At 46.2% G+C, this 15810-nt stretch carries 16 protein-coding genes; 15 read left to right on the forward strand and 1 reads right to left on the reverse strand.

The features are described 5' to 3' along the window. The first annotated feature begins 9 nt into the window (after positions 1 to 9). The gene (locus H7R39_RS07430; protein ID WP_185898652.1) at positions 10 to 579 is read left to right on the forward strand and encodes a hypothetical protein; all 570 of its coding nucleotides are present in this window, start codon (positions 10 to 12) and stop codon (positions 577 to 579) included. On the opposite strand, the gene nth is transcribed toward H7R39_RS07430, so the two are convergent. After that, on the reverse strand, positions 576 to 1211 hold the full coding sequence (gene nth, locus H7R39_RS07435; RefSeq protein WP_185898653.1) for an endonuclease III: 636 nt from the start codon (positions 1209 to 1211) through the stop codon (positions 576 to 578). The two genes, H7R39_RS07430 and nth, sit on opposite strands and share 4 nt — an antisense overlap. A gap of 109 nt (positions 1212 to 1320) precedes the next feature. Here nth and H7R39_RS07440 point away from each other — a divergent pair, with 109 nt between their 5' ends. The 14 genes from H7R39_RS07440 to H7R39_RS07505 all read left to right on the forward strand — a co-directional run bounded on the left by H7R39_RS07440 (position 1321) and on the right by H7R39_RS07505 (position 15581). Continuing rightward, complete coding sequence (locus H7R39_RS07440) at positions 1321 to 2133, forward strand: peptidylprolyl isomerase (protein ID WP_185898654.1); 813 nt, start codon at positions 1321 to 1323, stop codon at positions 2131 to 2133. A gap of 10 nt (positions 2134 to 2143) precedes the next feature. Further along, positions 2144 to 3208, forward strand: a complete 1065-nt coding sequence (fbaA, locus tag H7R39_RS07445; protein ID WP_185898655.1) for a class II fructose-bisphosphate aldolase — start codon at positions 2144 to 2146, stop codon at positions 3206 to 3208. A gap of 8 nt (positions 3209 to 3216) precedes the next feature. Then, on the forward strand, positions 3217 to 4554 hold the full coding sequence (locus H7R39_RS07450) for a MotA/TolQ/ExbB proton channel family protein (protein ID WP_185898656.1): 1338 nt from the start codon (positions 3217 to 3219) through the stop codon (positions 4552 to 4554). After that, positions 4541 to 5608 (forward strand): OmpA family protein, encoded by a 1068-nt coding sequence (locus H7R39_RS07455; RefSeq protein WP_185898657.1) that lies wholly within the window; start codon positions 4541 to 4543, stop codon positions 5606 to 5608. Before H7R39_RS07450 ends, H7R39_RS07455 begins: the two co-directional genes overlap by 14 nt. A gap of 40 nt (positions 5609 to 5648) precedes the next feature. Further along, entirely contained in the window at positions 5649 to 6683 is a 1035-nt protein-coding gene (locus H7R39_RS07460; protein ID WP_185898658.1) for a 1-aminocyclopropane-1-carboxylate deaminase, read from the forward strand. Continuing rightward, positions 6680 to 7975, forward strand: coding sequence for a histidinol dehydrogenase (gene hisD, locus H7R39_RS07465; protein WP_185898659.1), 1296 nt, complete (start codon positions 6680 to 6682; stop codon positions 7973 to 7975). The genes H7R39_RS07460 and hisD overlap by 4 nt, the downstream gene beginning before the upstream one ends. Before the next feature lie 490 nt (positions 7976 to 8465). Beyond that, complete coding sequence (locus H7R39_RS07470) at positions 8466 to 8900, forward strand: hypothetical protein (protein WP_185898660.1); 435 nt, start codon at positions 8466 to 8468, stop codon at positions 8898 to 8900. 211 nt (positions 8901 to 9111) lie between these two features. Continuing rightward, entirely contained in the window at positions 9112 to 10473 is a 1362-nt protein-coding gene (locus H7R39_RS07475) for a sodium-dependent transporter (RefSeq protein ID WP_185898661.1), read from the forward strand. Between the two features lie 5 nt (positions 10474 to 10478). Next, positions 10479 to 11609: a hypothetical protein gene (locus tag H7R39_RS07480; RefSeq protein WP_185898662.1), complete on the forward strand. Its 1131-nt coding sequence runs from the start codon at positions 10479 to 10481 to the stop codon at positions 11607 to 11609. A gap of 8 nt (positions 11610 to 11617) precedes the next feature. Then, the gene (locus H7R39_RS07485; RefSeq protein WP_185898663.1) at positions 11618 to 12823 is read left to right on the forward strand and encodes a M48 family metallopeptidase; all 1206 of its coding nucleotides are present in this window, start codon (positions 11618 to 11620) and stop codon (positions 12821 to 12823) included. After that, on the forward strand, positions 12810 to 13658 hold the full coding sequence (gene prmC / locus H7R39_RS07490) for a peptide chain release factor N(5)-glutamine methyltransferase (protein ID WP_185898664.1): 849 nt from the start codon (positions 12810 to 12812) through the stop codon (positions 13656 to 13658). Before H7R39_RS07485 ends, prmC begins: the two co-directional genes overlap by 14 nt. Positions 13659 to 13814: 156 nt before the next feature. Then, positions 13815 to 14282 carry a DUF4149 domain-containing protein gene (locus tag H7R39_RS07495; protein WP_185898665.1) on the forward strand — a complete coding sequence of 156 codons (468 nt, stop codon included), beginning with the start codon at positions 13815 to 13817 and terminating at the stop codon, positions 14280 to 14282. Beyond that, on the forward strand, positions 14279 to 15061 hold the full coding sequence (locus tag H7R39_RS07500) for a threonine/serine exporter family protein (RefSeq protein ID WP_185898666.1): 783 nt from the start codon (positions 14279 to 14281) through the stop codon (positions 15059 to 15061). The genes H7R39_RS07495 and H7R39_RS07500 overlap by 4 nt, the downstream gene beginning before the upstream one ends. After that, the gene (locus H7R39_RS07505) at positions 15054 to 15581 is read left to right on the forward strand and encodes a threonine/serine exporter family protein (RefSeq protein ID WP_122863583.1); all 528 of its coding nucleotides are present in this window, start codon (positions 15054 to 15056) and stop codon (positions 15579 to 15581) included. Before H7R39_RS07500 ends, H7R39_RS07505 begins: the two co-directional genes overlap by 8 nt. Positions 15582 to 15810: the final 229 nt, after the last annotated feature.

The following is a 15810-nucleotide window of genomic DNA, read 5'->3' on the forward strand; positions in this document are numbered from 1 at the left end:
AGGACAAATTTGCAAAAAGATAACTACATTTTTTGTTTGGACGCAAGATACGCCAAAAATAATTTAATCTCAATAATGATCATACTTTTGCCTTGCGCTGCTTTGGTTTTTTATGCGATTGCGACTGCTGATGACCTTGTTTTCGAGGTAAAGACTCTTTATTTTATTGTTTTCGGAATTGCTATTTTTATGTTTTTGCTTGAGACGTTTGCAATATTTCGCATAGATAAAGTGTTTTTGACGGAAAATAGCATCGTCGTGCAGAAAAATAGTAAAAATTTAGAGTTTTTATACGCTGACATTAAATTTGTCATAAGAAAAGAGTGGACGATTGTCGATAAAAGTAGTATTAAATTTTATGATCGCAAAACTTCGGAACCGATATTTGTCCTCGGCGGGCATTTTATTTCGCGGAGCGATTTTCAGCGCTTTATTGAAGCTATTTCAAAGCATACGATTTTAAATAGCGAGCTTGTAGAGCAAGGCACATTCGGCGAGGCGTTAAAATTGATAGACGAAGACGGCTCGTCGCAGCTGCAATACCCGTATCTCTCAAAGAAAAATTTTTTCGGCGATTAAGGAAATTTCTTATCCTTGCTGCTGCACAGCTCGTTTAAAAAGCACCCCTTGCAGTTTGGCTTGATCGCCTTACAGGTGTAGCGGCCAAAAAGCACCATCGCTTGATGAAGCGTGTTTAGCTGTGTTTTAAAGGCTTTGGTTAGATCAAGCTCGACAGCTTCGGGCGTCTTGCCTCGGCTAAGGCCAAGCCTATGCGCCACGCGAAAGACGTGCGTATCCACCGCCATCAAATTTGATCCGAAATGCTCGATCAGCACGACGTGAGCAGTCTTTTGACCCACCCCAGCTAGACTCATCAGCTCCTTTTCGGTCGTTGGTATCTCGCCGCCAAATTCGCTCATCACGCTCTTTGCCATCTTGATTAAATTTTCGGCTTTGTTATTAAAAAAGCTACAGGAATTTATGAGCGCTTTTACGCTAGCTAGATTTGCCTGAGCTAGGCTTGCTACGTCTGGGTATGCTTCAAAAAGCGATGGCGTGATCAAATTTACGCGCTTATCGGTGCACTGAGCGCTTAGCATCACGCACACGAGCAGCTCGTAGAGGCCCTGAAATTTAAGCTCGCTGCCCGCGTCTTTGAAATTTTCTAAAAATAAATTTTTGATAGCGTTTATATCTTTTTTTGTTCTCATAGTGTCGATTTTAGCCGTTTTTATTTAAATTTTCGATGAATTATAACTTATATTTAATGACTTTCCTGCTATAATCACCCTCGCAAAAATCTAAATTTAAGGAACAAAGATGAATAAAATTTTATTCGCATCTCTTAGTTTGGCTGCGGCTCTAAGCCTAAACGCGGCGGAGTACGCCACCGTAAACGGAACTGCCATAACCGATAAAGACGTGGCTTTCACGCTTGCTGCTATGCCTGGCGTAACACTAGAGCAACTACCTAAAGACACTCAAAAAAAAGTGATCGACGAGACTATCAACAGAAAACTACTTCTAGACGAGGCTAAAAAGAGCGGACTAGAAAAAACCGACGAATACAAAGCTGCGCTTGAAGAGCTAAAAAACAACCTCGCGCTTGATCTTTGGATGAAGAGAATTTTTGATAATATCAAAGTTAGCGAAGGCGAGATCAGCGACTTTTATAACAAAAATAAAGCCGAATTTGCCGTGCCTGCACAAGTAAGAGCCAAACATATCCTAGTGGCTACTGAAAAAGACGCAAACGACATAATAGCTGCGCTAAAAGGTCTAAAAGGCGACGAGCTGGTTAAAAAATTCGAAGAGCTAGCAAAATCTAAATCTACCGATCAAGGTTCTGCAGCTAACGGCGGCGAACTAGGATGGTTTGGCCAATCTCAAATGGTAAAACCTTTCGCGGACGCTGCATTTGCTCTTAAAAAAGGCGAGATAACTCAAAAACCTGTTAAATCAAATTTCGGCTACCACGTAATCCTAAAAGAGGATAGCAAAGCTGCCGGTACCGTAGGTCTAAACGAGGTTAAACCTCAAATCGAGGGCAACCTAAAGATGGAGAAATTTAGAAACGATATCAGGAAAAGAGGCGACGAGCTTCGCGCAAAAGCTAAAGTAGAATATAAATAAGGTCGATAAAATGGGTGTTTTAGACGTAGTAAAAGCCGGCGTTTTAAGCGGCGATGACGTAACTAGGCTATATAAATACGCAAAGGAGCAGGGCTTTGCCGTGCCTGCGGTAAACGTGGTCGGAAGCGACTCGGTAAATGCTGTTTTAGAAGCGGCGAAAACGGCTAACTCACCCGTTATCATCCAGTTTAGTAACGGCGGGGCCGGCTTTTACGCCGGCAAAGCTTGCGGGAATGCCGACGTACTAGGCGCGGTAGCGGGCGCGCAACACGTGCACTTGCTAGCCAAGGCTTACGGCGTGCCCGTGATCCTACACACCGATCACGCAGCTAGAAAGCTACTACCGTGGATCGACGAGCTGGTTAAATTTAGCCGCGAGTACAAAAAAGCTCACGGCGTGCCGCTTTTTAGCTCGCATATGCTCGATCTTAGCGAGGAGAGCTTGGAGGAAAATCTAAGCACCTGCGAGAAGTATCTAAAAGAGCTTAGCGAGCTTGGCATTAGCTTAGAGATCGAGCTTGGCGTAACCGGCGGCGAAGAGGACGGCGTGGATAATACGGGCGTTGATAACGCGCTTCTTTATACGCAGCCTGAAGACGTCGCGCAGGCATACGAGCGACTAAGTAAAATCAGCGATAGATTTAGTATAGCGGCTAGCTTTGGTAACGTTCACGGCGTGTATAAGCCGGGCAACGTCGTGTTGCGACCGGAAATTTTGAAAAACTCGCAAGCATACGTCGCGGATAAATTTCAAACTACAACCGATAAACCAGTAAATTTCGTATTTCACGGCGGTAGCGGTAGCGAGCTAAAGGATATCAAAGATGCCGTCAGCTACGGCGTGGTAAAAATGAACATCGACACCGATACGCAGTGGGCATTTTGGGACGGCGTGAGAGCGTATGAGCTCAAAAATAGAGCCTATCTGCAAGGTCAAATCGGCAACCCCGAAGGCGACGATAAGCCTAACAAAAAATACTACGATCCGCGTAAATGGCTACGAAGCGGCGAGGAGTCGATGGTAAAACGCCTGCTAACCGCATTTGAAGATTTAAACTGCTTAAATAGAAATTAAGGCCCATAATGGAACCCAAAAAAGAAGCGAGAAGCGATAATTTCACCGATTTGGCGCTGCCTGAAGTAAAAAGCAGGCGGTCATTTTTCGTTTATGCGAAAATCGTATTTTTGCCGACGGCGATATATCTCGTCGCGCTTCTTGGGTATTTTGGATATATAAATTTCCAGATCGGCCTACACACGGTCGTTATGATGGGCGTTATTTGGGTGATCTCGTTAATCTTTGCTAAAAATAGCGCCGAGCTTGCTTGTTGTTATTTTGAGCAAAGCGGAGCTGATTTTAAGCGAAATCTAAAAGAATACATCATCAAACATCTTTTAGTTATCGGCAAAGATACGAAGTCAAACGCCGGATTTGACGAATTTGTCGCCTACTATACTAGAAATTTACGTAACGAAAATTTTGCTTCCGTGGGTGCGGGTATCTTTCCGATGCTGGGCATCTTAGGAACGTTTATTAGTATCGCGGTTTCTATGCCGGAGTTTAACTCATCAAATACGATGGAGCTTGAGGCTGAAATTTCGACCCTTCTTAGCGGCGTTGCGACTGCGTTTTACGTCTCTATTTACGGTATTTTTCTAGCGCTTTGGTGGATATTTTTTGAAAAATACGGAACGAGCAAATTTGAAACGCTGGTAAGAAGGCAAAAAAACGCTACGAGCGACTTTTTCTGGACGAAAGAGGAGCTTGATAGAAGGTATTTGCAAGAGAATTTAAGACACTTTGAGAAGATTGGAGTGATATTTGAGCACGTTAGTAACGCCGAGTTCTTTGAGGAACTGGATAAGACTATCGAGGCTAAATTTAAAACTTTTACAAATATCTTGAAAAACGAGGAAGAGGCTGTAAAACTAAGCGGCGAGCACATCAAACAAACGATGAATACGCTGCTAAAATCATCAAAAGATCAAAAAGATTTGATCAAGGTCCATGCCGAAATCTTAAACGTTATCAATAAATTTAACGGCAACATCAAAGATATGCAGTTAAAATTTGCCGAGCAGTACAACCGTCTATACGACGTGGGCGGCGAGCGCATGGCAAGGCTAGAAAAGAGCGTGGGCGAGCTTGAGTATAACATCAAAATTTTTAGCGAGTCGCTTTCTAAATTTAGCGGCGAAATTTTAGAAAAACAAAAGCTAGCGATGGAGGGCTTTAAAGAGAGCCTGATCGAGGGCGTGCAGGCGTTTAAAAAGGCTTTTGACGCCGAAGCCGGCGAAGTTTACGAAGATAGTAGCGCGCTCATTGAAGGACTAAAGCAAGACATCGACGAGCTCGACAAAGAGGCAAACGAGATATTGCAAACCATCGAAAAGGCGAGTATACTAGATGAAAACGCGTAACGAGGGCAAAAGCGGCGACCAGACCTTTTGGATATCGTATGCGGACCTGATGGCCGGGCTGATGTTTGTTTTTATGCTCATCATCGGCGCCGTCGTCGTAAAATACGTCCTTAGCCAAAGCGATTTGGCAAAACTGCAAAAAGATTTGAGCGAGCGCGAAAAGCAAATCGTTTCATCTCAAAGCGAGCTTGCGCGCAAAGAAAACGTCATAAAAGAAATTTTTTCAAATTTGGACCGCGCAAAGAGCGAAAATAAAGAGCTTGCCGATATAAACAGGCTCGTAAACGAGATGCTTGAAGGCGTAAAAAAAGAGAAAAACGAACTCACGAATCTAACCCAAACCTACGAGATAAACCTAAACGACGCAAACAAAACTATCGCGGATTTACAGGATAGAGTGCTCCAGCTAGGGCAAATTTTAGCGCAAAAAGAGGAGGCGCTAAACGAGCTAAATGCAAAATACGGCGATGAAGTCTCAAGATATGCCGCGCTCGAAGAGGATTTTAATAAGACAAAAGACAAGATAAAAGACATCAGCTCGCTTCGCTCAAACGTCATCTCAAATTTACGCGCTAAGCTTGGAAACAAGGTCAGCATAGATCCAAGCTCGGGCGTCGTGTCGCTGCCTGAGTCTATACTTTTTGACACGGGTTCATACGAGCTAAGAAATGAGGCAAAAGAGCGCCTAAAGGAAATTTTGCAGACTTATTTTGAGGCGATACTAAACAGTGAAGAGATCGCAAAACACATCGATAGGATCGTGATCGAGGGGCATACCAACTCCGTAGGTAGCTACATGTACAACCTTGATCTGTCGCAAAAGCGAGCGTATTCGGTGCTAGATTTTATCTACTCGTGGAACAAGGATAAGCGCCTAGAGCACTATCTCATTGCTAGCGGGCGCAGTTTTAGCGATCTGGTGATGAAAAACGGCAAAGAAGACCCCGACGCCTCAAGGCGCATCGAGATCAAATTTTCGATCTCGGACAAAGAGTCGATGAAAGAGATGCAAGATCTCTTGGAGCGGCAAAATCAAAAGTATTCAAAAGACTAAATTTAACGGACTCGAGTTTTACGTACTTCGCGACGATCTGATGGACGGCGAATTTAACGGCAATAAAGCTAGAAAGCTAGAGCATTTCCTGCACGCTGGTCTTGGCGGTATAAAGCGCATCGTTAGCTACGGCTCAAGCCAGTCAAACGCGATGTATAGCCTAAGCGTTTTTGCAAAGATAAAGGGCTTCGAGTTTCACTACGTAGTTTCAAATTTAAACTCAAATTTAGCGGCAAATCCGATCGGAAATTTTAAATTCGCTCTTGAAAACGGGATGAAAATATATGTAGATAAAGATAGGCGGACGCGAGCTAGGGCTTTAGCTTATGAGCTAGCCGGGCTAAAAGAGAGCGAGATTTGCGGCGGCGAGGCGGTAAATTTGACGAACAATCGCAGCGAAAACGGGTCAAATTTAAAAGACTCCGGCGGGTTAAATTTGAGCAAATTTGACGAACAAATGGAGCTCGCGGGCGTAAAATTCAGCAAATGCATAAGCCATAAAAACTCAAATTTTGAAAAACCTGCAGACCAAACAAGCTCAAATTTACCCGCCGCGCAGGATTGCTTCATCGGCGATTCGCTTTTTATAAACGAGGGCGTTTGGCAGCCGCAGGCGGAGGCGGGCTTTATCTCGCAGGCTAGGCAGATAGAGCGCTGGGCGGAGGCGGAGGGCAAAACCGTGGATATATTTTTGCCCTCAGGTACCGGCACGTCGGCGGCGTTTTTGGCTAAGCACGTCAAATTTGACGTCTATACCTGCCCTTGCGTGGGCGATGCAGACTACCTAAAAAGCGAGATCGAGGCGCTGACGCCAAACTCAAAGGTTCGCATTTTACCGTCGCCCAAAAAATATCATTTCGGCGATTTAAAGCTTGAGCTTTATCAAATTTGGCGCGAAGTATGCGAGCAAACGGGGATAGAATTTGAGCTCATTTACGATCCGGTCGGCTTTTTAACGATTATGGCAAACCTGGGCGCGTTTAAAAACGAGATTTTATACATCCATCAAGGCGGCGCGCTCGGAAACATCAGTCAAAAACTAAGATATGAAAGAAAATTTAAGGAGACGAGATGAAATTTTTACTCACTAGCAACGAAAATTTTAAGGACTATTTCGCCACTTTGGTAAACCGCTCAAACGGCGATATGAGCGCGGTTATGCCCGCCGTTTCGCAGATACTTGAGGATGTGCGGGCTAGAGGTGACGAGGCGCTTTTTGAGCAGATAGAGAAATTCGACCGCTGGAAACCCGACGCAAATAGCTTAAAAATCGGCACCGACGAGATGCAAAAGGCGTATGACGGCATAGATAGCTGCCTGCGAAACGCATTAAATTTAGCCTTTGAGCGCATAAAAAGCTACCACGAAAAAAGTCTGCCAAAAACCTGGATGGAGCACGACGAACACGGCGTTTTGCTAGGCGCCAAGTACACTCCGCTAGACCGCGCGGGACTATATATCCCAGGAGGCAAGGCCGCCTATCCTAGCTCGCTTCTCATGAACGCGGTCCCGGCTCTAGTTGCGGGAGTTGGAGAGATCGCAGTCTGCACGCCTGCCGTCGGGGGCAAGGTAAATACGCTGCTTCTAGCCGCCATGCATATCTGCGGCATTAAGGAAGCCTATAAAGTCGGTGGTGCGTCGGCGGTTGCGGCGATGGCCTACGGCACGCAAACGATCAAAAAAACCGACGTCATCACGGGTCCTGGCAACATATACGTCGCGACGGCTAAAAAGCTCGTCTACGGCGAAGTAAATATCGATATGATCGCGGGCCCTAGCGAGATCTGCGTCATCGCCGACGAGAGCGCAGACCCTCGCCACATCGCCGTGGATCTACTCTCGCAGGCTGAGCACGACGAGATGGCCAGTGCCGTGCTCATCACGCCCAACCAAGCCTTCGGCGCGGCGGTGCAAAGGCATATAAACGAGGAGATCAAGACTCTAGCCAGGCAGCCGATCGCGCAGGTTAGCATCGATAAAAAGGGCGCTATCATCGTAGCTAGCGACCTTGATGAGTGCGTGAGGCTGACTAACGAGCTAGCGCCCGAGCACCTAGAGATCGCGACAAACGACGCGATGGAGCTAGCTAGGCAGATCAGGCACGCCGGCGCGATATTTATCGGGCATTTTACGCCTGAAGCGATGGGCGACTATCTAGCCGGACCCAATCATACGCTGCCCACAGGCGGTAGCGCGAGATTTTACTCGCCGCTCGGGGTTGAAAATTTTATGAAGCGCACTTCGCTCATCTCGCTAAACGCAAAAGGTATAAGCGAGCTAGGAAATGCGTGCATGAAGCTAGCCGATGCCGAGGGGCTCGGAGCGCATAAGCGTTCGGTCGCGGTTAGACTCGAAGCTCTTAAGTGATTTTATGACGTTATCTCTTGGACGCTTTTTGAAGGGCTAGTAAAAATAAATACTCACGGACAACCAGTCCGCTCCGTTTTATTTTTACGTCGCGACTTCAAAAATCATCTCAAGATATAACGCATTTTTGTAAAAAATTTACGGTTTTTTGACAAAATTTGATAAAAAACATTTAAATTTGCTCAAAAACTCTTTGCCGCGAGTTTGGCGTGCGAAATTTGGCGACTTTTTTGCGTAGTTGTTTCTCTGGAGCTTTTAACGGAACTCGCGAAAAATCGGCTTGGCGGACTGGCTTGTCCAGCCTACGCCTATTTTTCGCTTCGTAACCCTTAAAATCTCTCCAAGATATAATATCTCTTTTTGTTCTTGGATAAAATTTTGATAAAAATATTTTACCGCGAGCTCGGTGCTCGAAATTTATAAAATAAACGCGCAAGCGGTTTGCTAAATTTTACGCTTTTAATAAAATTTACGGCAATCTAGCAAAAGGATGCAGTTAAGCCTCAAAAATCCAGTTTCAAATTTCATTTCGGCCAATGATGAGATGCTTGCTTTTTTGTCAAATTTAGGCCAAAAGTGGCGCGCTCAGGGCGGTGTAGCAGTGCTTATAGGGCGAAATTTTACCTTTGTCGGCTCAAATCCCATTTTGCAAATTTTAAAAGATTATAAAACGGCTGGTTACAAAATTAAAAATTTTCTAAGCTCAAATCCAAGCACCCAAAGTAAAATTTTAAGCGGCGAGATAAGCTACGTCGGCGACAATCTAACCGGCGCAGGGGTCAAATTTGCGCCCGAGTATTTTTACGATTTTTTAAAATTTACGGTTGAAAATATCCCCGAGCATCGCTATTTTTGTAGCCCCGAGACGGGCTGGTTTTTGCTTGTCGCGATGGAAGGGTGCGTAGAATTTGCCGTTTTGGATTAACGGACTGGTTAAATTTATTTATCTACGAACTTGAGTAATCGCCGTAAATTTTACCCATAAAGATAAAAATAAACCCCAGAGCCAAAAACGAATTTCACTCGCAAATCCTAAAATTTAGCAAAAAGCCGAGATCACGCGTCGATGTCACCCGCCGCTAGCAAATTTTAATCAAATTTTTTATATAATTTCGCGTTTTATTAAAGGGTTTATAATGGATAGAAGAACTTGGAGTTCGAAAATAACGTATATTTTGGCAGTCGCGGGCGCGACCGTGGGTTTTGGCGCGACGTGGCGCTTCCCGTATCTAGTCGGGCAAAACGGCGGCGGCGCCTACGTGCTAGTGTTTTGTATCGCGATGATCGCGATCGGTATACCGATGATTTTGGCTGAAAATGCGATCGGCAGACGCCTAAAATGCAACGCCGTGGACGCATTCGGCGGTAAAAATATAAATCCGGCGTGGAAAATCGTGGGCTGGATGGGGCTGCTTGGGGCATTTGGCATCATGGCCTACTACATGGTTATCGGCGGCTGGGTGCTAAACTACATCGCGCAGATCGCATTTGGTATGCTCGATCTGTCGCAGGTGCTGAGTTTTGAGGCTACGAGCGCGTTTTACGAGCAAAATATCGTAAGCGATCCGCTGGCTATCAGCTTTGCGACGCTTGTGTTCGTGCTCGTAAACTACGCGATCTTGGTGCAGGGCGCGGTCGGCGGTATCGAGCGCTCGGCGAAGTACCTCATGCCGCTACTTTTCGTGCTCATGATCGTGATGATCGTAAAAAACTTGACGCTAGAGGGTGCAATGGAGGGGGTTAAATTTTACCTCACGCCAGATTTTTCAAAGATAAATATCAAGCTTTTCGTTGAGGTTTTGGGGCAGGTATTTTTTGCGCTCTCGCTTGGTTTTGGCGTGATGATTACTCTATCTAGCTTTGTTAAAAAGGACGAAGGGCTGGTTAAAATCTCGATCATCACGGGCATACTAAACACCCTCATCGCCGTACTTGCGGGCTTTATGATATTTCCGTCGCTCTTTAGCTACGGCGTTTCGCCCGATAGCGGCCCAAGCCTCGTGTTTAAGAGCTTGCCGATCGTTTTTTCGCATATGCCTTTTGGCGGATTTTTTGCGGTGGCTTTTTTTGCGCTGCTGATGATCGCCGCACTCACGACCTCGCTGCCGATCTACGAGGTCATCATTACGACGCTTCAGGAGAAATTTAAAATAAAACGCAAAAACGCGATTTTTTTGGTGCTAGGCACGATATTTATCTTTGGAAATTTACCGTCCTTGATGGCTACGAACCTGCTTGAGGACGTTAAAATTTTCGGTAAAAATATCTTTGACGCATACGACGCCATCAGCGCTACGATATTTTTCGTGCTGACCTCGCTTGGGTGCGCGATATTTGTAGGCTGGGTGCTAAAAGACGAAGCTAAACGCGAGATAATGCAGGGCAGCGAAAAATACGCAAAACTCGTAAATATCTGGTTTTGGTATATCAAATTTGTCGTTCCGTTTATCATTTTGGTGCTTTTTATCAGCTCGTTTTACGATAACTTTTTAAAGTAAATTTGATGGCACATCTCGTAAATTTAGCTAACGGCGACCGCTTAAATTTGCGCGTGCAGGACAAAATTTTAATCAGCGAGAGCATCAAAAACGGCAAAATGAGACAGACGCAAAAAGAGTTTGCGAGCGCGGACGAGGCGCAAAAAGCCTGCGTGAAAAAGGAGTGGGAGAGCCTAAAGAAGGGCTACGTCCTGCAAAATGCGAACGCGAAAGCTGGCGAGGCGAGTTTGCACGTATATATCGGCGGCGGATATACGGGTGCGCTGGCCTTTGCGGGCGCTGGCGATGAGCTTTTCGTCTATAAATGCGGCGGCTACAAAGAGGGTGGCGCGCTGGATGATTTTCTCGTCAGGCTGGACGTGAGCGGCACCGTAAAGCAGCAGATTATCTTGCCAAAGCCGCTTGCGTGGCAGGCGGAGCGCGTGGGCGAGATTTTGCTTTTGGATCTGGATCATTTTATCTTCAAATTTGACCCGGCTACGGGCGAATTTAGCGATCTCTCTCAAGGGTTAAGCTTTAAAAACAGCAAAGAATTTACGAGTTTCGTTTGTGCTGCGAAAGATACGGCGGCGTTTGCTATGTTTGGTCAAATTTTTACTTTGCGAGGCGGCGAGATTTCACCTCTGGTTGAGTATAAATCCGAAATGAAAAACTATACGCCGATTTTGTGCGCTGCGCTCGATGGTGACGGCATGCGGCTAGCGCTTCACTGTAAGCAAAACGAGATCAAAATTTTAAGCACGCTAAACGGTAAAATTTTAAACGAGATCAGAGGCGATTTCGGCATTTTTGATAAAATTTGCTTTTTAGCGGACGGCTCGTTATTAGGCAAGGAGCACTACGCGGGCAAGCTAGTTTGCCTTGATGCCGCAAGCGGCGAGTGGCTTAATCCTGCATGGCTGCGGGACGAATGCGCCGAGGCGGACGAGCTTTGCGTTAGCGCGGACGGTTCGCGGCTGGCTTTAATAAACTACGACAAAGCCCGCATCATCGATCTAAAAAGCGGAAATTTGCAGCTTAGCTTTGAGCTCTCGCACGTCGTGAAGCGCTGCGAGGCTAAATTTGAGTGCATAAACGGCGAGGAATTTTTGGCCGTGCGTACCGACTACGGCTGCTTTAGTCTTTATAAAATTTAAGGGAAGATATGTTTTATTTTTTACTCGGTATTTACTTTTTTTACTTCGCCGCAAAGGCGATTTTGGCGATTTTGCAGATAAATTTTATACGCGCAGAGGCTAAAAAGCCGGCCGTCGTGCTAGAGCAGAATGAATACGAAACCGCCGCCGCCGCAGCGATAACTAATCAAAAATTTGAGATAGCAAGCCTTTTTTATCACGCCGCGATATTTATGATGTGGGCGTGCTGGGGGCTTGGCGAGATGTATGAAAGCGCCTATAAAACGGGAGAACTGAGAGATCATATCATCTTTGTGATGGGCTTTTTGATCATTTCGTCGCTGCTGGAGCTACCGTTAAATATCTACGAAACTTTCGTCAAAGATAAAAAGCTCGGCTTTTCAAACGTAACGCTCAAAATTTTCGCGCTTGATCTGCTTAAAACGCTCGCGCTAACGCTAGTTTTCGGCACGCTGTTTGTGTGGCTGGTGCTGCTTTGCATTAGATTTTTGGGCGATTTTTGGTGGTTTTGGGCGTTTTTGCTGAGCTTCGCGGTCGCGCTTGTTATAAATCTCATCTACCCGACGCTCATCGCGCCTATCTTTAACAAGATGCAGCCGCTGGAAGAGGGCGAGCTAAAAAGCCGTATAGAAGGGCTCTTAGCGCAGTGCGGGTTTAAAAGTAGCGGCGTTTTTACGATAGACGCCAGCAAGCGCGACAACCGCTTAAACGCCTATTTCGGCGGCCTTGGCGCGACTAAACGCGTGGTGCTTTTCGACACGCTCGTTAAAAAACTAAGCCTAGAGGAGATAATCGCCGTTTTGGGGCATGAGCTGGGACACTTTAAGCACAAAGATATCCTAAAAATGATCGCTCTAAGCGCGGTTATGCTTTTTGCGATGTTTTTTATATTCGGCAACATCCCTGACGCGGCGTACGGCGCTCTAGGGCTCAGCCCGGCAGGCGGCGGAGTGATTGTGTTTTTGCTACTTTTTTCGCCGATATTCGGATTTTTATTTTCGCCCGTTAGCTCGTATTTTAGCCGTGCAAACGAATTTGGCGCCGATAAATTCGCAGGCGACGTCTCAAACAAAGCCGACATGATAAGCGCGCTAAAAAAGCTAGGCTCCGAAAACAAGGCCTTTCCGAAGGCTCATCCGCTCTACGCGTTCGTCTATCACTCGCACCCAAGCCTCTTTGAGCGTATAAACGAGCTGGAAAATGACGGTAAATGACGCGCTAAAGGCCGCCTCATCTCAGATCGCGCCTGCGTGCGAGATAAGCGGCGCAAATCCTGCGCGCGTAGCCAAGGTGCTTTTGATGAGCTACCTCGGCGTAAAAATCGAATGGATATTTTTAAATTTAAACCGCAAGCTAGAGGATGCGGACGGATATTTTGCGCTAGCAAAACGCTTCGCAAATCACGAGCCGCTAGAGTATATCACGGGCGAGGCGGGCTTTTACGGACTTACTTTTAACGTAAAAAAAGGCGTCTTGATCCCGCGCCCCGAGACTGAAATTTTAATCGAAAAATCGCTTGAAGTTTTATCAAATTTACCCGCGCAAAATGGACCGCCCCTAGTCGCCGAGATAGGCACGGGAAGCGGGATAATCAGTATCTGTCTCGCGCTAAACTCAAACGCCAAAATCATAGCCTCAGATATCAGCGACGGTGCGTTAAATTTAGCTCGCGAGAATGCCGCGAAATTTGGCGTAGAGGATAGGATCGAGTTTATAAAATGCGCGTATCTGGATCAAATTTACGGACGCTTTGACCTGCTCGTTTCAAATCCGCCTTATATCGCGCAGGACTATAGGCTTGATAAATTCGTACTAAACGAGCCGCACGAGGCGCTATTTGGCGGCGCGGCGGGCGATGAGATCTTAAAGAACATTATTCTAGTCGCTAAAAATCGCGGCGTAAAATACCTAGCCTGCGAGATGGGCTACGATCAGCGAGAAAGTATGCAAAGTGCGCTTAAATTTAACGGGTTCGAGGCGGAGTTTTACAAGGATTTGACTGGATTTGACCGCGGATTCGTCGCGCGAAATATATTTGCAAATTTATAAATTTGCGCGCGGTTTTGGCTTTTACTAGTAAACTAAATTTGCTCCAGCTTGCGTCAAATTTAGCACTCACAAATTTCCGCCCTTCTTGCTTAAATTTAGCGGATTTTAAATGCTATAACCCTAAAATGCGTGCAGTAAATCAAAAAAAGGAAAATCATGAAAAGCGTTTATTTTTTGCTTCTTGGCGCGCTCATCGGCACGGAGCTGGCTCTGGGCGCTCTGGTTGCGCCGACGATTTTTTATCCGCAGAGCATACTTGGCGAGGGCGTACTCACGCAGTTTCAAAGCGGCAAGTTGATGGCCACGATATTTGTTAAATTTAACTACGCCTTGCTAGCCGTTAGCGTTATAGCCGCGCTTTACGAGCTTGCCTCGTTTAGATCCAGTGTCAAATTTGCCGCTAAATTTAGCATGGGTATGCTTTGCGCGATAAATTTAGCCCTCGCGCTCTCGTTTGTGTTTTACTTCACGCCCTACATCATGGACGCACAGGCTGCGGGCGAGGCGGCGACGCAGACGGCTGGGTTTGCGCAGATGCACGCGGCTAGCGAATGGACGATGAAGCTGATGCTGTTTGCGCAGCTTGCTTTGTTTTTTATCAAATTTAAAACCGCCGAAAAATGAGCGCGAAGCCAGACATCCAAATTTTAACAGATTTTCTCTCTGACTACACGACGGCGATGGTGGGCGCTGGCACCTACACCGCGCGCGTAGAAAAGTGCGTCGACCGCATAGCAAAGCGCTATGGTTTTGATGTTAGCGTGACGATTTTTGTGAAGTATTTTACTATTAGCGTCATGGACTCAGCCGACAACTCCCTGCGCCGAACCTACGTGAAAAAGATCCCGCTAGGGCAGGTGAGCTTTAGCCGCATTTCCGAGCTTTCGTCGCTTAGCTGGCGGATCTTGGACGAAAATTTGAGCCTTGATGAAGCCAAAGAACAGTTTGAGGGCGTCATGCGTATAGGCGCGAACAAATTTGCAAGCTCGCTTATTTTAATAAGCCTTGCAAATGCGGCCTTTTGCAAGCTTTTTGGCGGCGACGTGGGCTCGGTCGTATGCGTATTTTTTGCGACGCTCGTTGGCTATAGCCTCAAATTTGCGCTTGCTAAAATGGGCATAAATTTAAAAATCCAGTACGTCCTAGTCTCGTTCGTCGTCTCTTTTATCGCCTATCTTGGCGTATTTTACGGCTTTACGCACACTAGCGATGTGGCGATCGGCTCGTCGATACTCTTTTTGATGCCGGGCGTTTTTCTCATAAACTCGGTCTTTGATATCCTAAACGACAACACACTTGTGGGCATCAGCAGGGCCGTGAGCACGGGCATCCTGATACTTTGCATCGCGGTGGGCGTCTATATCACGCTCTCGCTTAGCAGCGCGGAGATTTTACATGTTTGAGCTTTTTACTGCGACTCTTATAGACGGCGCTTTTGCCGCGGTGGCGGGGCTTGGCTTTGCCTACGCTAGCTCTCCGCCAAAAAGGACTCTCGCATTTTGCGCGCTGCTTGCGGCGTTTGCGCACGCTAGCCGCTTTTGGATCATGCAGATGGGTTTTTTTAACATCAGCGTCGCCACCCTTATCGTCTCATTTTTAAGCGGGATTTTGGGTATGCTCTTTGCCAAACGGCTTAAGGTGCCCGCCGAGATCATCGCATTTCCGGCACTTTTGCCGATGGTGCCTGGAGTTTACGCGTATAAGGGCATTTTGGCGCTGTTCTCGTTTCTAAACGAGCCTGATATCGCTAAGAAAAACGAATATTTAATCATATTTTTCGATAACGCGATCACGACTACGACGGTCTCGTTAGCGCTTGGCGTCGGGGTTTCGGTGGTGCTTATTTTATTTTACGATCAGTCTTTGATGATTACTCGCGGCGCCAAGTGCGATCTGGCGACGAGGAAGCCTAGCGAAAAGTAAATTTTGTGCGGTGTCTTTTAAGCGTCTTTAAATGAGCTAGAAAATTTTCCCCTGCGACAGACTGCATGCCTAGTCTTGGGACAAAATTTCGTAGCAGCATTTAAATCTATCTTAAAATACTTCCGCTAGTTGTTTTGTTAAAATTTGGCAATCCGTCAAATTTGATAGCCTTTCTTATCTTTACCCTAAATTTTTTCTCAAATTTGCCGATATAGCTTAAAACTCGTTT

The organism is Campylobacter massiliensis (assembly GCF_014253065.1).
Taxonomy (GTDB): domain Bacteria; phylum Campylobacterota; class Campylobacteria; order Campylobacterales; family Campylobacteraceae; genus Campylobacter_A; species Campylobacter_A massiliensis.

What these genes read in the sequence shown, in the direction of transcription:
- H7R39_RS07470 (WP_185898660.1), top strand. Translation starts at nt 8,466, where the DNA reads ATGCAGTTAAGCCTCAAAAATCCAGTTTCAAATTTCATTTCGGCCAAT.
- nth (WP_185898653.1), bottom strand. Translation starts at nt 1,211, where the DNA reads ATGAGAACAAAAAAAGATATAAACGCTATCAAAAATTTATTTTTAGAA.
- H7R39_RS07495 (WP_185898665.1), top strand. Translation starts at nt 13,815, where the DNA reads ATGAAAAGCGTTTATTTTTTGCTTCTTGGCGCGCTCATCGGCACGGAG.
- H7R39_RS07500 (WP_185898666.1), top strand. Translation starts at nt 14,279, where the DNA reads ATGAGCGCGAAGCCAGACATCCAAATTTTAACAGATTTTCTCTCTGAC.
- H7R39_RS07450 (WP_185898656.1), top strand. Translation starts at nt 3,217, where the DNA reads ATGGAACCCAAAAAAGAAGCGAGAAGCGATAATTTCACCGATTTGGCG.
- H7R39_RS07475 (WP_185898661.1), top strand. Translation starts at nt 9,112, where the DNA reads ATGGATAGAAGAACTTGGAGTTCGAAAATAACGTATATTTTGGCAGTC.
- H7R39_RS07485 (WP_185898663.1), top strand. Translation starts at nt 11,618, where the DNA reads ATGTTTTATTTTTTACTCGGTATTTACTTTTTTTACTTCGCCGCAAAG.
- hisD (WP_185898659.1), top strand. Translation starts at nt 6,680, where the DNA reads ATGAAATTTTTACTCACTAGCAACGAAAATTTTAAGGACTATTTCGCC.
- H7R39_RS07505 (WP_122863583.1), top strand. Translation starts at nt 15,054, where the DNA reads ATGTTTGAGCTTTTTACTGCGACTCTTATAGACGGCGCTTTTGCCGCG.
- fbaA (WP_185898655.1), top strand. Translation starts at nt 2,144, where the DNA reads ATGGGTGTTTTAGACGTAGTAAAAGCCGGCGTTTTAAGCGGCGATGAC.
- prmC (WP_185898664.1), top strand. Translation starts at nt 12,810, where the DNA reads ATGACGGTAAATGACGCGCTAAAGGCCGCCTCATCTCAGATCGCGCCT.
- H7R39_RS07440 (WP_185898654.1), top strand. Translation starts at nt 1,321, where the DNA reads ATGAATAAAATTTTATTCGCATCTCTTAGTTTGGCTGCGGCTCTAAGC.
- H7R39_RS07480 (WP_185898662.1), top strand. Translation starts at nt 10,479, where the DNA reads ATGGCACATCTCGTAAATTTAGCTAACGGCGACCGCTTAAATTTGCGC.
- H7R39_RS07455 (WP_185898657.1), top strand. Translation starts at nt 4,541, where the DNA reads ATGAAAACGCGTAACGAGGGCAAAAGCGGCGACCAGACCTTTTGGATA.
- H7R39_RS07460 (WP_185898658.1), top strand. Translation starts at nt 5,649, where the DNA reads ATGGACGGCGAATTTAACGGCAATAAAGCTAGAAAGCTAGAGCATTTC.